Below are 20,071 nucleotides of genomic sequence, written 5' to 3' on the forward strand. Positions count from 1 at the left end.
CCGTCTCCGTCCACGTCCATCATGCCGCCGGTCCCGGCCCGCGCTCGTCGCCACGCCGCCCGCCATCCGTGCCGCGGCCCGGATCCCCCGGATCCCCAGGGCGACCGGGGCCGCCGACCCCACCGGCTGCGCCGTCGTCACCGGCACCATGCCCGGGACCACCGGCCCTGGGACCACCGGCCCCCGGCTCACCGGCAGCGGTCCCGGCACCCGTCCCCGGCCCGGCCGACGCCGCCCCGGCCACGCCTCCCGATGCCGGCCCGGTCACCACACCGGGAACAGTGCCGGACGGGTGCGGCCGGACCGCGCCGCCCGGGCCCTGCACCGTGTCGCGCGAAGCGCCCGGTGTCGCCTCCACGATCGCCTGTGCCAGCCCGGTGGCCGCGTCCTGCCAGGTGTACCCGGCCAGGACGGTCTGCAGCCGGCCCGCCTCGACGCGCCGCTGGACGTAGTCGCGACGCAGCTCGGCGACCGCGTCGGCCCACACCGCGGCCCGCGCCGGCGGGTTGCCCGCGAGCCCGGCGTCCGGCACGACCGACGCCGGGCCGGCGGTACCCGGGATCCGGCCGGAGTCGGCCAGGAACTGCCCGAACCCGCTCTCGGCGGTGACGAGCACCGGCAGGCCGTGCGCTGCCGCTTCGGCGCCGGACAGCCCGTACCCCTCCACCTTCGACGGCATGACGGCCGCGTGTGCCCACCGCAGGTCCTGCAGCAGCTCACCGCGATCGGTGGTGTAGGGCAGCAGCTCCACGACGCCCGGGCGGCCGACGGCGGCGTCCGCCTCGGCCTGCAGGACCGCCAGCTCGTCGGGCTGGACACCGCGGACCCGCACCTGCACGGCGATCCCCCGGCGGTCGAGCTCGGCGACGGTGGCGATCATGTCGGTGTAGCCCTTGACCGGGTCCGATGCCCGGCCGGTGAAGAGCAGGTGCATCCGCTCGCCCGGCGGCGGCCCGCTCACGTCGCCGAGCAGCTCGATACCGGGGATGAGCTCGTGGAAGCTCGGCGGCCGGATCGCGCCCTCGGCGAGGTTGCGGGCCTCGGCGGTCAGCAGCGGGCCGACACCGACGACGAGGTCGCTGTTGCGCACGACGACGGCCTCGCGGCGGGCGTACTCGGCGCCGAGCTCGGCCCGGCCCTGGATCTGCGCGTACCGCTCGATCGGCATGTGCAGCACGTCGACGAGCGCGGCCGACGGGTACCACCGGTTGCGGATCTGCATGGCGGCGGTGCTCGAGAAGCGGGAGTGCCCGACGACCACGTCGTAGGCGTCGCTGTTCGCCGGTGGCAGGCCCTCGACGGCGTCGGGCTGTTCGCGGCGGCTCAGCTCGAACAGCTGCTCACGCGGGGTCATGCCCTCCTTCGGCGGGACGGAGCGGATCACCGCGGCGCCGTGCGGTTCGGTCTCGCCGACAGTGAGCAGGGTGACCTCGGCGCCGGGGTGCGCGGCGAGCGCCCTGGTGATCTCGCCGCTGGCGACCGGCAGACCGCCGAGCCCGGCACCGCGGCCGCTGGCGTGTGCGACGACGAGGACCCGCAGCCGGCCCGCGGCGGCCACCTCACCGGCGGGCACCGGGTCGGCACCGGCCCACACCTGCCGCGCCGGATCCCAGACGCCGGTCGCCTCGCGGGTGCGGTTGAGCAGCGGGTCGAGGAACGCCCGCGCGACCGGCAGGGCCTCGGCGACGGTCCGCAGCGGCAGGCCCGGCGTGCCGGACGCGTACTCCGCGTAGCCGGCGTGCCAGTCCGGGTTCGGGATGTAGAACTTGGCCGGCACCCGCAGCGGCTCGCCCTGCTCGATCCGCCACGTGAACTCCTCGAGCAGCATCCGCTGCACGGCGGCCGCGTCCCACGGGCGGTTCACGATCAGCATCATCGTGTCGACGAGGTCCTGCACCCGGTACGGCAGGTCACCCGTCTGGCACGACCACGTCCCCTGCGTGCGGGGCAGGCAGTCGCCGCACTTGGTCTGCTCGGTCTTGACGCCCTGGGTGAACATGCCGGACACCTTGTGGGCGAGCGTGTCGGTGAGCGAGATGAGCCGCAGCTGCGGGCTCTCCCCCGGCACGCCGGTGCGCATGATGTGCTCGGGGAAGTCGACGAGCTCCGGCTGAGCCCACATCGGCCGGCTGCGCGGCGGGGCCAGGTCGACGCTGACCTCGGCGACGAGCCGCCCGTTGAGGTAGGCGTCGTGCTTGAGCCGGGCACCCTTGCCGTGCTGCAGCGGCGCCTCGTACGTCTGCGTGAAGGTCAGGTGGTCGCCGAGGCCGCGCTGCAGGGCCTCGGTGTACTGGCGCACCATCTCGGTGCGGGACGCGCCGGTGTGACCGACGAGGTCGATGTCGCTGGTGACCCGGGCATCCGGCCAGCGGGCCAGCAGCGTCTGCCCGCCCTTGATCATCCAGTGCTCGGGGTGGGCGGTGAACACCCGGGCCATCACCCGCTGCAGGACGAACTGCCGCAGCTCCTGTGCGGCCGTCGTGCCGCGCCGTTCGGCGACCTCGGCGACCCGGTCGCTGAGCTCGTGCCAGAACAGGTCGGCCGGGGTGATGCGGTCCGGGCCGAACACGGCACTGATCAGCTCCGGGCCGTTGGGCTCGGGGTGCAGGTACCGCGCCGCGAGCCCGGCGTCGAGGTCGGAGCCGTCGGTCAGCCAGCGGGCCCGCGGCGCCAGCTCCGCATGCTCCGCGGAGGTGAGCCGCTCCAGGCCGAGCAGGAACTCGCGCTGCCGCTCGTGGGCGGGTCGCTCGCGGTCGATGGTGACCTTGGCGAGGGCGGCGTCACGGTCGGCGGCGGTGGCGTTGCCGGCGAGGCTCTCAAGGGCCGCCCGGCGCTGGGCCTCGCGGCTCGGCTGCATCGCGTGCTCGGTCTCGTGCACGACGCTCGCCGCCGCCTCCACGAACGGCGTGCCCGGCCGCAGGAACACCGCACCGGCCCGTTCGCTGTAGCCGGCGTAGCGGTGCACGCCCGGCGCGACCTGCTCCAGCATCGCGGCCGCGACCCGCCTGCCCCGTTCGCCGAGCACCGCGGCGGCGTGCTCGCCGTCCATCGGCACCGCCCGGGACAGCTCCTCGGCGTAGCGGGCGGCGAAGCGCGGGCCGAGGACCTTCTCCGCGAGCACGACCGCGACCGCCTGGTCGAGCACGTGGAACCGGTGCGTGGCCGGGTCGACGCCGAACACCCGCCGGGCGAGCCCGGCCGGGTCGAGCGGGTCGGCGAGCTCGTCGCCGAAGGCGCGGATCCGGTCGCTGAGGTCCCGCAGGGCTTCCTTGAGCGGCGTGAGGTCGCCGCTGTGCCGGGCGGCGGCGGCCAGGTCCTCGACGTTGCCGGCGGCGGCGCGGATGACCTGCAGGTCACCCAGGCGCGGGTCGCTGCGCGGCAGGCCGGCCGCGACGGCGTCGGCCGAGGTGCGCACGTCGCCGGGGATCTGCGCGGCGGTCGGCCGCGACGGATCGGCGGGGCGCGGCGCCCAGCCGCCGAGTTCCGAGTCGATCCCGCGCAGCTCGGCGGCGGGGTCGGTGAGCGCGGCCCGGATCGCGTCGCTGAACGTGCGGTGCCCGTCCGGGTGGCGGGACCACTGCTGGAACTCCTCCCGCAGGTCCAGGCCGTGCCGGTGGGCCTGCTCGACGAGCGCCGGGTCGACGCTCGCCCGGGCGGTCGCGAAGCCGGTGTCGGGGAAGTCGGTCTGCAGCGTGCCGTCGGGGGCGGCCCGGTAGCGGCGGACGGTCCCGTCGGCCTCGGTGACGTCCAGCAGCACGTCCGCGCGGCGGACCTGGGCCAGCTGCAGCGCCGCGGTGATCGGGTCGGCGGCGTCGGGGTGCCGCGACGCGGTCGTGGAGAGCTTGATGAGGGCCGTCTCGGTGCTGCCGCGCGGGTCGAACCGCCACTGCGGGCCCGTCCCGGCGCCGGCTTCCTGCCCGGCGCGGATGGCGTCCAGCTCGTGCTGGAAGAGGGTGAGCACCGCACGGCCGGAGGCGGCGTCCGGCATCTGCACGGACACCTCGATCGTCTCCCGCCCGCCGGGCTCGACGGTCTTGGCGACGAACGTCAGGTGGTAGTCGACGCGGGTGGTGACGGTCCGGGCGGAGCTCTCCTGGAAGTCGCTGGTCTCCAGGCGGGCACCGGACGGCGCGGACGTCTGCTCGGCGGCCGCGGCGCCGCCGGTGAAGCGTTCGCTCAGCCCGCCGAGGCTCGTCTGGTCCTCGGCGAGGGTCCGGCCGGTCAGGGCGAGCCGGGCCCGTTCGTCGCCGATGCCCACGGTGCGCTGCGACCGGTTGACCCGGCGGATCTCGGCGACCTCGATCTCGGAGGTGACCCGCAGCTGGGACTGCTCGGCCCGGACCCACACCTGGACCATCCGGTTCTCCCGGGCCGGGTCGCTGAGCGTGATCGACGGGTGCCCGCCGGGGCCGGCGACGCGTTCCAGGGCCGGGGTGCGCGCCAGCGCGGACAGCTGCCTGCGCAGGTCGGCGTCGCGGGCGGCGAGCCCGGCGCGGCCCAGCAGGTCCTTGCCGGCGAGCCGGTCGCTGATCACCTCGTGCAGGCGGCCGATGTCGGCGGTCTCGACGACGGAGCGGTCCGGCATCGGCAGCTGCCGCGGGTCGGCCGGGCCGTCCACGACCGCCGACGAGCGGGGCACCAGCTGGTCCTTGGTGGCCAGCTGCACCAGCGAGCCGCTGACGACGCCGTGGGAGCTGTTCGGCGCGCCGTGCCGGGTGACCAGGTCGGCCATCCGCCGCGGCAGCTGCTTCAGCGGGTGCGGCACCGACCGGGACACCTCGATGTGGATCTCGATCGGCCGGCGCATCCGCACGACCCCGTCGGCGATCATGAGGCCCTGCACGACGGTGCGCTGCCCGCCGACGGTGCCGGACCTGGTGTAGCCGCGGTTGGTGCCGCCACTGACCTCCGGTGTGTCCAGGGCGGTGCCGTGCCCGCTGCCGCCGGTGCCGTACCCGTACCCGCTCACCCGTGTCTGCTCGTGCTGGGCGTACGCGTAGTCCTGCAGGATCGGCAGCACGTCCGGCCTGGTGCCGATGGGCGTGCCGGCGCCGAGCGTGACGGTGATCCGGACGGTGACGTGCTCGACCCACAGCCGGCCGGACGGCACCGGGAACGAGGCCGTGAACCCCTCCGGGGACAGCATGCTGTCGAGCTGCCCCGTCCAGCGCTTGCCGGCGAGGCTGCCGGACAGCCCCTGCCACAGGCCGGGCAGCCGCTCGGCAGCGCCCGGCACGACCTGCTCGACCCGGGCCAGGACTTCCTGGAACAGCTCGACCGGGCGGCCGTCGCGGGCCGACAGGCGGATCGCGGGCTCCAGGACGCTGTGGCCGAGGGCCTGAGCGAGGTGGTCGGCGAGGCGCAGCGCACCCTCCGCCGGCGGCACCGCCGGCAGCCCCTGCTCCTGGCGGATGATCGCGCCGATGCGGGCCGCCGGGTCCGTGACCGTCCTCGGCACCGACGCGTCCGGGAACTGCTCGCCAAGCTTCCAGGCGATGCCGGTCGCCAGGTCCGGCGGCGTGCCGTACCGGTCGAGGAGCCCGGCGACGACCTTGCGGTCCAGCGTCAGGTGCCCCGTGCTGTAGCGGTGCAGTGCGTCGGCGATCATGTCGGCGGGGACGGGGTGCTCACCGGCCGCGTGGAGCTCCAGCGCGACGCGTTCCGGGATGGCGTAGACGACGTCGCGGGCCGGGAGGCTCTCGTGCGCGGTCCGGGTGCCGCCGAGGACCTTCGGGCGGTGCTCGACGCCGGTGATCTCCAGGTCGACGGGCATGCGGTAGATGTACTGCTTCTCGTTGCCGCTGGTGTGGATCCGCAGCCGCTCACGACCGTAGATGCGGGTCGAGGTGTGCGACTCGGCGTCGAACCAGCTGCGCGAGCCGCGCAGGCCGCCGGCGGCGTCGCCGACGGGAACGCCTGCCACGTCGGTGTCGGCGCCGAGGTCGAGCCCGCCGCGCAGCGAGCCGCCCGCGTCGCCGCCGACCTGCCGGCCGAACGTGACCGCGTCGGCGCCCATCGTGAAGTTGATGTCGCCGACGACGAGGTCGGTCTCGCCGACGAACTGTGACGCGCCGGCCCGGCCCCGGATGGTCAAGCCGGCCCGCAGCGGGGTCACGCCGCGCGGGTCGACGGCGAGGTCGGTGCGGTGGCCGGTGAGCAGCCACTCCGGATTCGCCACCAGGCTGCGCACGTTGGCGAACGACGTCAGGTGGGCGTGTGCGGCCGACTCCGGCCGGGCGCCGTCGGGCAGCACCCGGGTGACGGCGTCCCACACCCCGGCGGCGTCGAGGTGCAACACGGTCGCCCAGCTCAGCGCCGCCGGCGATGTCGGGGGTCCGGTCCGTGGCGCGGGCGGCAGGACCGGCGCACCGGCGCGGGGCAGCAGGTCGGCGGGGAACAGCACCCGCGCCGAGCCGTTCCGCGACGCGACGAAGCTCTCCCCGCCGTGGGCGTCGACCCGCACGACCTCGAGGACGTGCGGCACGGTGAAGATCGCGGTCCGGCCGCCCTCGACGAGGGTCACCTGGTTGACGGTGTCGCCGGTGCGCCAGCCGGCGCTGCCGGTCACGGTGCGGGCCCCGCCGAGTCCGGCCCCGCCCGGGACGACGACACCGTCGCCGGGGGTGAGGTCGGCGACGCCGTCCCCGCGCACTGCGAGGGTCGAGGTCCGCCCGCCGGTGCGCGCGAACGTCGACGAGCCGATGTCGAGGTTGACGACCGTCTCCGCGGTGGTGTGCCCGACCAGCTCGGCGTGGTCCCAGTCCTGTTTGATCCGCAGCCGCAGCGTGACGTGGTCCGGTGCGAGACCGGGCCGCTGCCGGACCAGGTTGACCAGGATGCCGTCCTGCGCCGCCTGGTCGTAGGCGGCCTCCAGCCGGGCGGCGGAGATCTCGGTCAGGGCCCGCAGGTTCGCCTGCTCCGCGGCCCGGCGCAGCGGCTCGCCGGACAGCCGCGGGTTGCCCTCGGCGTCAGGTCCCGGCAGCAGGTTGTCCTGTGCGAGCTTCGCGGCGACATCGAGGCGCAGCGCGTCGGCCCCGGTCAGGCGCTGCACGAGGGCGGGCCCGGCGCCGTCGATGCCGCGTGCGCCGATCCAGTCCGGGAGACGCTCCGCCCTGTTCGGCGGCGCGCCGGTCACCGGGTCGTCGCGCAGGACGACGCTGCCGTCGGGCCGGTGCTCGACAGCGGCCTTGTCGACGGGCAGGCCGTAGCGGTACGCCTCCGGCTCCGGCATCCGGAACAGCCCGGTGCTCTCCACCGAGCGGGTCAGCAGGTCGGGCCGCGACGGTTTCCAACCGGACGGCTCGACCGTGACGTCGTGCACGACGCTCAGCCGGTAGCCCTGGGTGTGCCCGGAGTAGCGCTGCACGCTCGGGTGGATGGCGGTGCCGCCGGCGCTGATCCCGTCGCGCGCGCTCGACCCGGGCGACACGGTGCCCTGCAGCCCGGCGGTGCCGAACGGCAGCTCGCCGGCGTCGGTGCGCGGCCCGGCGGTGATGTCCGCCTGCCGGGAGCCGCCGATGGTCACCGACCCCGAGGCGCCGGAGAACGCGATGCGCAGCCGCTCCTGGTGGTACCTGTCGCTCGCGGTGCCGACGAGCTCGGCCGAGCCGGGCACGACCCGGGTGTGCACGGTGACGGTGGCGACGACCCGGCCGCCGTCGGTGATCGGCCGCTGCACCCCGGCCGGGTCGTTGATCGCGTCGGCGAGCAGTCCCGGCAGCTCCTCGACGACGAAGGTGCGGACCTGCTGGCGGATCGCCCCGCCGACGTGGCGGTACTGCTCCGGCAGCATGCCGACGACGGTGTCGTTGAGCCGTTCCAGGCCGGTGAGCCCGGTGACGACGTGCTCCGGGAACCGTTCCGCCCGCGGCCGCCCGGCCGGCAGCGTGTCCGTCGCCGGCTGTGGCAGCGCCGGTTCGGTGTAGGGGTGCGGCACCCACAGCCGCAGCCCAGTGACCGGCCCGGTGACCGGCCCGGTGGCGCGGTCACCGACGGGGACCGGGTCGGTCCAGACCGCGCCGGGGCGGCCGGGCCGGACCTGGACGGTCCAGTGGCCGTCGACGTCGAACAGCGCCGACTCGCCACGGTTGTCCGCGACGGCGCCGGTGAGGCTGAAGTCGTTGCCGGACCCCTGCACGGAGAACTGCCGGCGCAGCTCGCCGCCGAAGTTCAGGGTGGCGTGCCGGGCGATCTCCTTGACCACGCCGAGCGCGCCGGGGGTGCCGTCGGCGATGGCCGCGTCGAGGGCCACGGCGACCGGGAACGCCACCGCAGGGCCGGCGTTGCGGTTGAGGACCGCGCCGAGGGTCCGCCCGGCGGTCGCCTGCGGCATGTGCCCGGTGATCACCTCCGACGAGCGGGTCGGCGGGCGGGGCACCTCGACCGCGTCGCCCGGGTGGAACCGGACGCGGACCTCGGCGGCGCCCATGCCGACCGGGAACACGGCCCCGTCCTCGCCGACGGCCTGCCGCCACACCGACTGCAGGATCCGGTCGGCCTCGTCGGGTCGCAGGGCGACGTCGACGCCGGCGGCGTCGAGCAGCGCGTTGACGGTGTCGGTCACCGCGTCCAGGTGCGGCATCCGGCCGCCGGGCACGCCCGCCGTCAGGACCTCGTGCGGCGGCTGGGTCGCCGCCACCGCCTGCCGGTAGGTCTCGAACGCGGCCGTGGCGTCGTCGGCGTACTCGCGCAGCCGCGCCGGATCGCTGCCGCCGAGCTCCAGCCGGACGAGCTCGAACGCGTCGCGGGCGGCGGTCGCGGCGTCGCGGGCCGCCCAGAACCGTTCGGCCGCGGAGTAGTGCCGGGCGGCCTCGTCGGCTGCCTGCCGGGCCTCGACGCCGGCCCGTTCGGCGCGGGCGTCGGAGCTGCGGTCGGTCCGGTCCTGCTCCGCGTCGCGGTCGGCCGCCTTCGCCGTGGCGGTCTCCTCGGCCTTCAGCGCGGCCTCGATCCGGGCGGTGACCCGCTCGTCGAGGGCCTTCGCGGCCCGGTCCAGTGTGCCGGTGAGCTCCGTGACGGCTTTTGCGGTGGGTGTACTTGCGGCGACCCGCACCTGCTCGGCGACCTGCCCTGTGCGCAGCGGCGCGTACGGGTCGGCTCCGTCACCGGTCCGGTCGGCGGCACGGGCCGCCCGCACCGCGTCGCGGGCGTGACCGGCCAGCTCCTGCGCGGCGGGCGGCAGCACGTCGCGGCGCCACGCGTCGGCGGGGTTGTCCGCGACGACCCGCTCCGCGACGGCACGAACCTGCTCGGCGACGGTGTCCGGCAGGCGGCTCAGGGCTGTCAGGGCGCCTTCGGCGCGGGTGCGCCCGCCCCGGCCGTAGACGTCGGTCTCCGCGCCCAGGATCGCCGCGGCCTCGGCCCGCAGCAGCGCGGCGCCGGCGCCGTCGGTGAGCCTGGAGCGCAGCCAGTCGCGCAGTGCCGCGACGTCCTCGGCCGGCAGCTGCCGGACCTGACCGTCGTGACCTGTCAGGTGCAGCGATCCGGCGGCCGGGCCCGGCGCGACGACGGCGGCGAGCGCGGCCGGGTCGGGGCCGACGAGCAGCGGCCACGTCTCGGCGAGGATCGCCTCGGCGAGCAGGCCGTGCAGCGGCCCGGCGACGCCGTCGGGCAGCGGCTCGCCGCGCAGCGCGTCGAGCCGCGTGGCGTCCAATGTGGACAGCCGGTCGAGCAGGGCGGTGCGCCACACCTCCCGCAGCCCGGCCGGGGCCGCGTCGTGGCCGCGGGTGAGGACCCGGGCGGCGGCGAGGTCGGCGTCACCGGCCCAGAGCACGCCGAGCCGGTCGCCGAGGACACTGACGACGTGCGCGGCAAGGTCCGCCGCGGCACGCACGCGCAGCGGTTCACCGGCCGCCCCGGCGGCCCGGTCGGTGAGTGCCGCGAAAGGCTCGTGCACCGGCAGCGTCACCGTCTCGCCACCGGCGGTGCGGACCTCGATCACGGCGTCGCCGCCGGGGTGCGGACGGGCGTGGTCGACGAGACCCGCCGCCGTCAGCTCGGGCAGCGCCCCGTTGACGGCGGCCCGCACCTCCTCGTGCCGCTGGTGCGCCGCCTCGGCGCGCCACGGCGCACCCGGGTCGGCCACCTCGCGGGCCGCCGCGGCCAGGTCCGCGGGGAGCCGGTCGACGACACGGGCGGCGGACTCGGGGCCGAGGCGGTCCAGCAACTGCCCGATCCGTGTGCCGGCAGAGGCGTCGGCGGCGCGGCCGCGCAGCTCCGCGGTGAGCTCGGCGAGGACGGCCCGTTCCGGACCGGTCAGCGGGGTCCGGCCGAGGAGCCGGTCCTTCAGCGTCGGCCCCGGCTCCGGCGGCGGCGGCGCTCCACGTTCCACAGTGGATGGTGGGGGTTGCAGGGCGGCGACGTGCTCCCAGCCGGGTTCGCGCAGGTTCAGGTACAGCTGCTGCTGCGCCGGGGTGAGCCTCCCGGCGGGCACCTCGGCGTCGATCATCCGCCACAGCGCCGGGGCGTTCGGCCCGTCGAGCCCGAGGTGCCGCAGGTGCGCCCGCAGGTCGGCGATCAGCGCCGCCCGCTCCGCCGGGCTCTGCTCCGCGACGATCCGCCCGACGCGCTCCTGCACGTCGCCGACGCCGCCGCGGTCGTGGTCGGAGAGCCGGTCGCCGGCGGGTGCGCCCGGGCGGTCGGTCAGCACGTCGGGTCGCGGGTCCGGGCCGGCCGGTCCCCACCATCCGCGGCGGTTCAGCCGGGCGTCGACCTCCCACGTCTCGTGGGTGAACGTGCCGAGCAGGTCGGGGCTGTCGGCGTGCCGGTCCGACAGCACGACGGTCGCGTCCGGCGCACGCACAGGGGTGACCCGGGCGCCCTCGGCGACCTCCGTGCGGGCCCGCAGGTCGCCGACGTCACCGGCGGTGACCCGCATCCGCAGCGGCTCGCCCGTCCAGCGGTGCACCTCGACGTCGGCGGCGACGACGGTGCCGTCCGGGCCGGTGTGCACCTGGACCGGGCGGACCTCCCGGATGACGGCGTCGCTCAGCCGGTGCGGCTCGGTCGGCTGGACGCGTTCCCAGAACGACCCGGCGACCCGCGCGGGGTCCGGCTCGGGAAGGCGGCCGGCCTCCGAGCGCGTGCCGTGCACGACGGTCGCGGTCACCGGCCGCTGCGGCGGGCGGTCGCCGGGGTTGTCGGCCCAGTCGATCCGGTCGTGGCCGAGCAGCGGTGTGGCCAGCGCCGCCGGGTCGTGCTGCCCGACGACCCGGGCGCGGACGGTGAACACGTCGACGCCGGTCTGCTCGATGCCGAGGATCCGCAGCCGGGTCCCGGCGGCCAGCAGCACGCCGGCGTCGGCCGGCCCGTCGGTCAGCTCACCGATCCCGGTCAGCCGGGTCTGTGCCGGTGCCTCGATCGCCAGCCGGATCCGCTCGAACCGCTGCGGTGTGTGCGCCGACGCGGGCAGGAACCCCTTGTGCGTGACGGTCGCACCGACCATCCCGGCGAGCCCGGTGACGCCGGGCAGGCCGAGGGCGGCCGGCGACACGGCCGCGTGCAGCAGCAGGTCCGCGCCGGCCGGGCGCATCGCCGCCTGGATCCGCAGTGCGTCGGCCCGCTCGTCGCGGCCGCCGAGGCGGCCGTCGTGACCGACGTAGGTGTCGACGTTGTGCCCGGTCGCGGTGGGGTACCGCGCCAGCGCCGCCCGGATCGGCTCGGGCAGGCCGGCGGCGGGCCGCGGTGCCTGCTCCAGCGGGCCGAACCTGGCGCTGTCGGCCGGTTCGCGCCACGGCACCCGCGTCGTCACGTCCAGCGCGGTGCGGGCCTCGTGGTGAGCGCGCCCCTGCGGGGTCTCCAGCCACGCGTCGACCTGCGAGCTGTAGTGCCCGCGGCCGGGTGCGCCCGCCGTGGCGTCGAGGCCGTCGACGACCCGGGCGGCCTCGGGGACGGTCAGCCCGGACACCCCCGACGGGGACGACCTGCCGATCCGGGTGCTCTCCTCGCGCAGCATGTCGTAGAGCTGCTCCGGCGACCGGGCAGCGGCCAGCAGCGCCGGGCCCTCCGCCCGCAGCCGCGCCACGACCCGCGGGTCGGCGGCGGCCGGGTACCGCGCGAGGACCTCGGCCCGCATCGCCTTCAGCGGGGTGCCGTCGGCGCCGGCGGCGGCTGCGGCGCGGTCGATCTGGCCCTCGCCGACGGCCCGCACGGCGGTGACGGCAGCCGTGGCCCGCTCCGGCGGCATCCGGCCGTCGAGCAGCTCACCGACCAGCTGCCGAAGCTCCGGCAGAAGCGGCTCGGCCCGGGCCGGCGCCGCCGATCCGCCGGTGTCGCGGGTGGGCAGCGGCGGCCCGGCCGTCTCGGCCATCCCGAGCTCGATCCGGTCGCGCAGCAGGTCCGCGCCGAGCCAGGCGAGCTGGTCGTCGCCGGTGAACACCTGCCGGTCGGAGGCGAACGACAGCGCGTCCTCACCGGCCGGGCGTTTCGACGACAGCAGGTTGTGCACGTTGGACACGTCGACGTCGAACGTGACGCCGCGGGTCGTCGTCACCCGCAGCACCGCACCGGGAACGCCGAGCGCGTCCTGCCGGGCGGCGGGGCTCGTGGTGACACGGTCGACCCGCGCGACGCCGGGGATCTCACCGGGCCTGGCGATCTCGCCGACGGCCGCCGTGAACGCCTGCTCACCGCGCAGCCGGCTGTAGCGGCTGCTGTCGCTGGCACCGGACTCGACGTCGAACATGCTGACGTCGGCACCGCCCTCGCGGGCCTTCTCCGCCAGCATCCAGGCGTGGTCGACGGTCGGGACGTAGTGCCCGCTGCGGCCGCTCACCGACACCTGGCGGCCGTTGACGGCGACGAACTCACCGGCCGACAGGGTGTCGCCACCGGCGAGGAACGACGCGTGCTTCGCGTTGAACCGGCCCATCTGCGACTCGTGCAGCGCGTAGGTCCGCAGCGTGCCGGGCTCGACGACGAAGTGGTACAGCCCGTCCAGCGGGACCCCTTCGGCGTCGTACCACAGCCCGTCACGCAGGTGGATCTCCATCGACGCGCGGGTCTCCGCGTCGAAGTACTGCACGCGGTCGCGGGCGTCCTGGAGGCGGATCTCCTCCTCCAGCCGCATCGTCGGCAGCGAGTCGTGCGTGCGCGGGCCGGTGACCTCGACCCGCGGCACCGGCACCGGGTTACCGGCCGCGTCGGTGAACACCGCGGTGTCGACAGGCTCGCGGACGTGCTCGAGCCGCCGGGCCAGTTGCAGCTCGATGCCGTCGGGCGCGCGCAGCTCGATCCGCGGCGGCCGGCCGTCGGTCCAGTAGGCGGGGTCGGCGGCGGCCCGCAGCAGCCCCCGGACGTGGCCGGTGAGCGCGTCGACGGCGTGCGAGTCGAACCGGCCGGCGCGCGCCACGACCTCCGGCGGCGGGGTGCTGACCCAGGTCCGGCCGCCGTCGGCCGCCTCGAGGAGAGCCCCGGTCAGCTCCGGGGAGCTGACCGGGGAGCTGACCGGGGAGCTCGGAAGGTCGGGCAGGCTCGCCAGCTCCGGGCCGGGCCGCGGGCCGGGCACGAACGCGGGCGGCTCCAGATGCTGGGTGCCGTAGGTGCGCCGGACCCCTTCGACGGTCTCGAGGATGCCGGGCAGGGCGTCCTCGGCGAGGTTGTACTGCACGTGTGCGCCGGACTGCCCGGGCCGCTTGAACATCTGCCGGTCCAGCTCGAGGATCTCCCGGGCGATGACGCCGCGCTGCCCCGGCGGGGCCTGCTCGAGGGCCTCGGACAGCACCTTCAGCTGGGCGAGCAGCTGCCTGTCGTCACCGTTGAGCTTGAACGCCCGGCCCTCCGGCCGCAGCGCGCCGGCCTGCTCGCTGCCCTGGCCCAGGAGCCGGTTGACGAACCCGCTGACCTTGCTGCGGGTGCCGGCGACGTCGACGGCGTGCGCCTCGAGGGCGCGTGCGGTGAACCTGTCGAGCCGGGCCGCGTCGTGCAGCACCGACTCCGGCACGACGACCTCGACGGAAGGCTTCCCCGCCACGGTCGCGGCCGTGCGCACCGGCGTCGACGGCTCGGCCGCCGGCAGCTCACCGGCGCGCGGCACGGGTCCGGCGGCGGTCCGGAAGACGATCGGCCGGCCCTTCTCCGGCTGGACCACGACGTGGTCGGCACCGGCCGACACGCTCCACCGGGCGTCCGCGGGCAGGCCCCGCCGCACCGAGTCGGCGATCGCCGGGACCTGCTCCGGGCCGCGGTCGCCGCCGGCGAGCCGGTCGACCGGCGCGGCACGGTCGAGCCCGTCCGCCACGGACGTGTCGAGCCACTCGGTGAGCGCCGTGCGCAGCTGCTCCGGGTGCAGCCGGCCGGCGAGCGACTGGGCGACCCCGGACAGGTCGGCGACGACCGGTGCCCGGCCGGGGACCGTGACCCGCACCTGGCCGTCCGGCAGGGCCTCGACCCGCGAGCCGGGGACCGCCGCGTCGACGCGGGCGGCGTAGAGGTCCACCACGTCCTCGACGGCCTGCCGGGCCGCGCCGTCGAGCCGCACCGGCTCCACCCGCGGCTGCGCCACCTTGAACGACAGGTCGATCCCGGCCCGGCCCAGCACGTCGGTGACCTGGTGCAGGTACTCGGGGGCGATCCGCTCGCCGGCGAGGAACTGGACCACGCCGTCGACGACGGCGATCCTGCCGTAGCCGGCGAGCGGCATCCCCAGGCTGCCGGGGGAACGGTCCGGCCCGACCACCAGGAACGTGCCGTCGGTGCCCATGCCCCACAACGCGACGCCGTCCGGGGCGAGCGCACGGGTGTCGAGGCGGCGCCCGTCACCGTCGAACAGCGCCGACCGGCCCGGCACCACAGGGTCCGGCCCCGCCGTCACCCTGGCGCGGGCCTGTTCGGCGGCGCTGAGTGGTACATCACGATATCCCGATGCGACGTCCGGCCAGGCGTGCAACGGCCGGGACCCGCCGTCAGTCGCACGCCTGGTCGGGCCGCGTTCGAGCTCCGCGCCGTCACCGAACGCGTCGCGGGCCAGCTGCTTGCCGTTGGGCAGGGCACGGACGTACTCGTTGATGATGTGCTGCTGGACCCGGCTGTCGGACTCCAGCAGCCACTGGTAGTCGCGCGGCACCGCGGCGTCGTGCCCGTCGCGGGCCAGCTGCGCCGCCGTCCGGCTGCCGGCCATCCCCTCCAGGAACTGGCGCTGCTGCTGGAACGCCGCGTATTCGCGCTCGAACAGCCGCTGGGCGATCGCGACGTCCTGCGCGTACGGGTCCGGGTTCTCCTCGCGGAAGCGCCGCACCTCCTGCGCCCAGCTGGGCTGCCGCGCGTGCGTCGTCTCGTGCACCGCCGTCGACGCGACCTCCATCAGGGACCTGTCCGGCCGGATGAGCAGCCGCTCGAGCCTGCCGTCGTAGAGGCCCTTGACGTTGCCCTGGACGTGGTGCTCGATGTTGCGGTACTCCCGCGCGGACAGCAGCTCCCTCGCGTGCACCTCGTGCAGCGGCACCGCCCGGTCGAGCTGCCCGATGACGGCGTCGGCGACGTCGCGGGGCATGACCCGCTCGACGGCCGCGCCGATGATCGCCCGGTCCATCGGGTGGAACCGGTGGGTGACCGGGTCGATCGCCGTCTGCCGGTTGACCATCTCCACCGCGTCGAGCGGGTCGACGCCGTGCAGGTCGCGCCACGCCTCGTCGACCTCGGGACGGCGCTGGTGCTGGTCGTGCTCGACGATCGTGTGCCGGTCGCCGTACTCGCGGACCTGCCGGCTCAGCTCCCGCACCCCGTCACGGACCGGGGCCAGGTCGCCGGTCGCCCGCGCCTCCCGCAGCAGCGCGTCGAGCCGGTCCGCCTGGGCCCGGACCGAGTCCAGCGCCTCGAGCCGCTCGGTGAGCCGCGGCGACGGCTCGAACGTCCGCTCCAGCCGCCCCTTGGCCTGGTCGACGAGCTCCCGGACGTTGTCGGTGAGCTGCTCGCCGGTGCGGTACCGCGTTCCGAAGTGCTCGCTGACCCGCGGCGGCCGGTCGGCGCGCTCGAGCTCGACGGCGGCCTCCGCCTCCTCCCGCAGCCGCTGCAGGGCGGCGTCGATCTCCGCCTTCGACTTCGGGGTGCCGCCGTCGGTCAGGTGGTCCTGGATCTGCCGGGCCAGCTCCGGCGGGGTCGACCTGTCGGTGAGCCGGGCACCCACCCACTCCGGGGTGATCTCCCGCGGCGGCGGCGACCCGGCCGGGGTGGTGTCCCGGACCCGCACCTGCTCGGCACCGACGACGGGCAGCGGCTCGGACGGCTTCACCGGCACCGGGTCGACGGTCCGCGCCGGCGTCTCCACCGGGTGGTCCGGCACCCTGACGGGGCCGTCCGGCGTGGCCTTCGACGGCGGTATCAGGTCGTGCACCGAGTCGTGCAGCGCCCGCCACGCCGCCGGCAGCTGGTGCAGCCCGGACGCGGGCACCGCGACCACCGCCGGTCCGGTCTGCACCCAGCGTTCGCCCGCCCAGACCATCTCGGGCCGCACGATCGCCGGGTGCCCGCCCGCCAGGATCGAGTTGACCTGCGGGGTGAACCACACCGAGTGCCCGTCCGGGAAGTGCGCCACCAGCCCGTGCTTCTCGAGCGTGATGCGCACCGGCGAGTCCGGCTGTGCGTTGCCGAGGATGTCGTCGATGTACCGGTTGAACGCGTCGCGCGTCCCCTCGGGCGTCGAGAGCCCGTCGCGCGGCGGCGCCCCTTCGACCTCGACCGGCATGATCCGCGGCGGGACCCGCGTGCCCGGCGCCGGCGGGCGGCCCGTGATCGGGTCCGGCCCCTGATCGGGCAGGCCGTCCGGCAGTCCGGGTGCACCCCGGCCCGGCGGCACGGAGGTGTCCGTGGCGTCGCGCAGCTGCTCCGGCAGTGCACCACCGGTGCGGGGCTGCGGGACGCGGACCGTCTCCACGGGCACGGCCGTGCCGTCCGGCGGGCTCTTCAGCCACGAGTCGACGACGTTGAGCGCCTGCCGCAGGCCGATCGCGACCTCCGCCGGGCGGGTCGCCGGATTGCCGGCCCCGACCCGTTCGTCGACGACGACCCGCACCGAACCGGCGGGGCGGCCCGGTCCCCCGCCGTCGAACCGCAGCTCGGGGAACTCCACCCGGAACCGTGCGCCGCCGGGGTTGCGGCCGATCTCGATGCGTACCTCGGCGAGGCCACCGTCGCGGAACCACACACCGTGCAGCCCTTCGCCGAGCGCCGCCACCCGGACGGCCTGCCACGGCGTGGCGAGGTTCGGCCCGCGGCCGGCGGCACCGGCCGGCGCGGGCACCCGTTCGACGGCCCGGTCGATGGCACCGCGCAGCCCGGCGGCGTCACCTGCCGCGTCGGCGCCGAACGACCGGCCGAGCGTCAGGTTGCGCGGCTCGGCCCGGGTGACCTGCCCTGCCGCGGCCGGTTCGGGATAGCCGTCGCGCAGCCGCTGGAACTCCACCGGGATCTCGGCGGGGCCACGACCGGCGGCGGGCGGTCCGGTGCTGACCGGGTCGGCCGCCGGATCCCGCGCGGGGTCGACGGCCGTGTTGTGTGCCGGGTCGGTCCTGGGTCCGGTGGTGCGGTCCGTGCCGGCGGGGCCACGGTCGACCGGTCCCGCGTCACCGGGGCGGTCGAGCAGCGGCGGCAGGTCACCGCCGTCGGCGGGGCGGCCGTCCCTGCCCGCCGGGGTGCCGTCCTCGGGCCTGGTGACTTCACCGGCCCTTCCGTTCTCCCCCGGCCTTGTTGTCTCGCCGGGCCTCGTGGTTTCGCCTGGCCGTGCGGACTCACCGGGTTTGATCGTCTCGGCAGGAATGCCGTTGTCGCCCGGCCTGATGGATTCACCCGGTCTGATGCTCTCGCCGGGGTGGATCGTTTCGCCGGGCCTGACGCCTTCGCCGGGCCTGACGCCTTCGCCGGGTCTGACGATCTCGCCCGGTCTGACGGTCTCGCCGGATCTGACGGTCTCGCCGGGACGCAGGGTCTCGCCGGGGCGGGCCGTGCCGCCGTCCACCGGGGTTTCCGGGCCGCGGACGAGTGTGCCGCCGTCGGCGGTCCGCAACGCCTCCGGGCCGCGCACCACCCCGCCGCGGCCGGCCGGGACCTCGGGGCCACGCGGCGGGCCGCCGTCGACGAGGGCCTCCGGGCCGCGGACGACCCCGCCGCCGTCGAGCACGGTCTGCGGGCCGCGCACCACCGGGCCACCGTCGACCGGTGCCTCCGGGCCGCGCAGGACACCCCCGTCGACCTGCGGGCCGCGGATGGCCGGCCCGGCAGGCTGGCGCGGGCCGCCGGGAGGGCCACCACCGTCCGGGCCGCCCGGGGGTGGCGGTGACCCGGCACCGAACGACGACCCGGGCGCGATCTGCGGCTGGTCCGGCACGACGACCGGGTCGAGGATGTGCCGGTGGACCTGGACCTTGCCCTGGGGGTCGACGAAGCCGTACTCGCGCAGCTGCCCGCCCTCGGGGATGGTGCCGCCCTCGGTGCGGAAGAACGCGGCACCGCGGCCCGGCGCGTGCCACTGCTCGACGCCGTTGAGGTTGGCGATCCTCGCGGGGACGTTGACGCCCTGCGGGGTGTCGAACCTGGTGATGAAGCCGGGCCCGCGCTCCGCCGGCATGATGTGCACCGACTGACCGATCTTGATCGGCATGTGGGCCGGATTCGCGGTGAAGTGGCTGGCGGCGCCGAAGAGACCACCGACGAACGCGCCGTGCAGGACGCCTTCCTTGATGCTCTCACCGGTCGCGGCGTTGAAGAGGCCGCCTGCCACACCACCGCCGATGGCGTGGCCGAGCGGGCTGCCCCACATGCCCGCGCCGAACAGGGCACCCTGCGCCGCGTACACCTTGACCTGATCCAGGTCGAGCAGACCCGGGTCGAGGTTGCGCTTGTCGATGATGTGCAGCTGACCGATGAGGTTGCCGCCGCCCATGAACAGCCCGCCCATGGCGATGCGGGTGCCGAGATACTTCGCCAGCTCGGTGCGGAACGACACCTTGACCGTCTGGGCCGCCGCCTGCTGCATGAGGACGCTGCGGGCGGCCTGCTGACCTGCCGCGTCGACGCCGAGCCGGCCGAGCGCCCCTTCCATCGCGCGGCCGCCGACCCTCGCGCCGAACTGCCGGGCCAGCTGCTGTTCCAGGGCCCTGGCGTAGGCGGCGCGGGTGGCCCGGCCGGCGGCCATCGTCGCGGCGCGGGAGCCGACCGACCGGCCGATCCCGCCGGCGACGCTGCGGCCGATGGTGTTGCGGATGAGCCCGTTGGTGAGTGTCGAGCGCAGCCACTGGTTGGCCATGCGGTCCGCGACGTGCCGGGCGATGACGTTCTTGGGCAGCAGCCCCCGCATGATGCCGGCGCCGAGGTTGCGGGCGAAGTTGGGCAGTGTGGTGCGCGCGAACGTCGTCCCCGCGGTGCGCAGCGCCGGCAGCGTCGAGCGGGCGAGGACCGGCAGGGCGCCGCGGCCCAGCGCCGGCAGGGCGGCGCGGGTCAGCGCGGGGGTGGTCGTGCGCACCAGCGTCGGCGCGACACGTGCCAGGAACGGGGTCAGGCTCCTCAGCGCCACCCGGAGCGTCATCTGGCCGATCGCCGTGATGGTCTTCGTGGTGGCGACAGCGATGAGCCTGCCGGTGGTGAGGAACGCCGGGACCACGCCGCTGAGCGAGGCGCCGCCGGAGAAGAACGCGGCGATGATGAGCTGCACGAGCAGGGCGCCGAGCATGATGAGGTTCAGCGCGACCATGAACTCCTGCAGCTCGATCTGGAAGCCGAAGCCGTCCAGACTCTGCGACAGGGAGCTGAGCCCCTCCATGGTGGCGCCGACGGCCCGCAGGTAGTTGATCCACTGTTCGGTCCACTCGACCGCGCCCTGGCTGGCCCAGTTCTCCATCAGCGCGTCGGCGACGTGGGAGACCTCTTCGTAGAGGTCGGCGAGCTCGTTGGCGGCGTCGGCGTAGTGCTTCGCCAGCGTGTAGATGTTTTCCTTGTCGGCTTCGGGGACCCTGCCGATGATGAGGTCGCGGGCCATGTTGCCGGAGCCCGGGATGTGCTCCTCGAGCTCGACGAACCATCCGATGATGGTGTCGATGACGTTGTCCACCGTCACCCCCGCCGGGTCGCCGGCAGGCGCGCCGGGCAC

1 protein-coding gene is annotated in these 20,071 nt (G+C 75.9%); it reads right to left on the minus strand.

What is annotated here, in order from left to right; genetic code table 11:
* Positions 1 to 19: 19 nt before the first annotated feature.
* Positions 20 to 20,071 (minus strand): glycosyltransferase, encoded by a 20,052-nt coding sequence (locus ACFY3L_RS22470; RefSeq protein ID WP_389327089.1) that lies wholly within the window; start codon positions 20,069 to 20,071, stop codon positions 20 to 22.

It is taken from the genome of Dactylosporangium sp. NPDC000521 (assembly GCF_042898305.1).
Lineage (GTDB): Bacteria > Actinomycetota > Actinomycetes > Mycobacteriales > Micromonosporaceae > Dactylosporangium.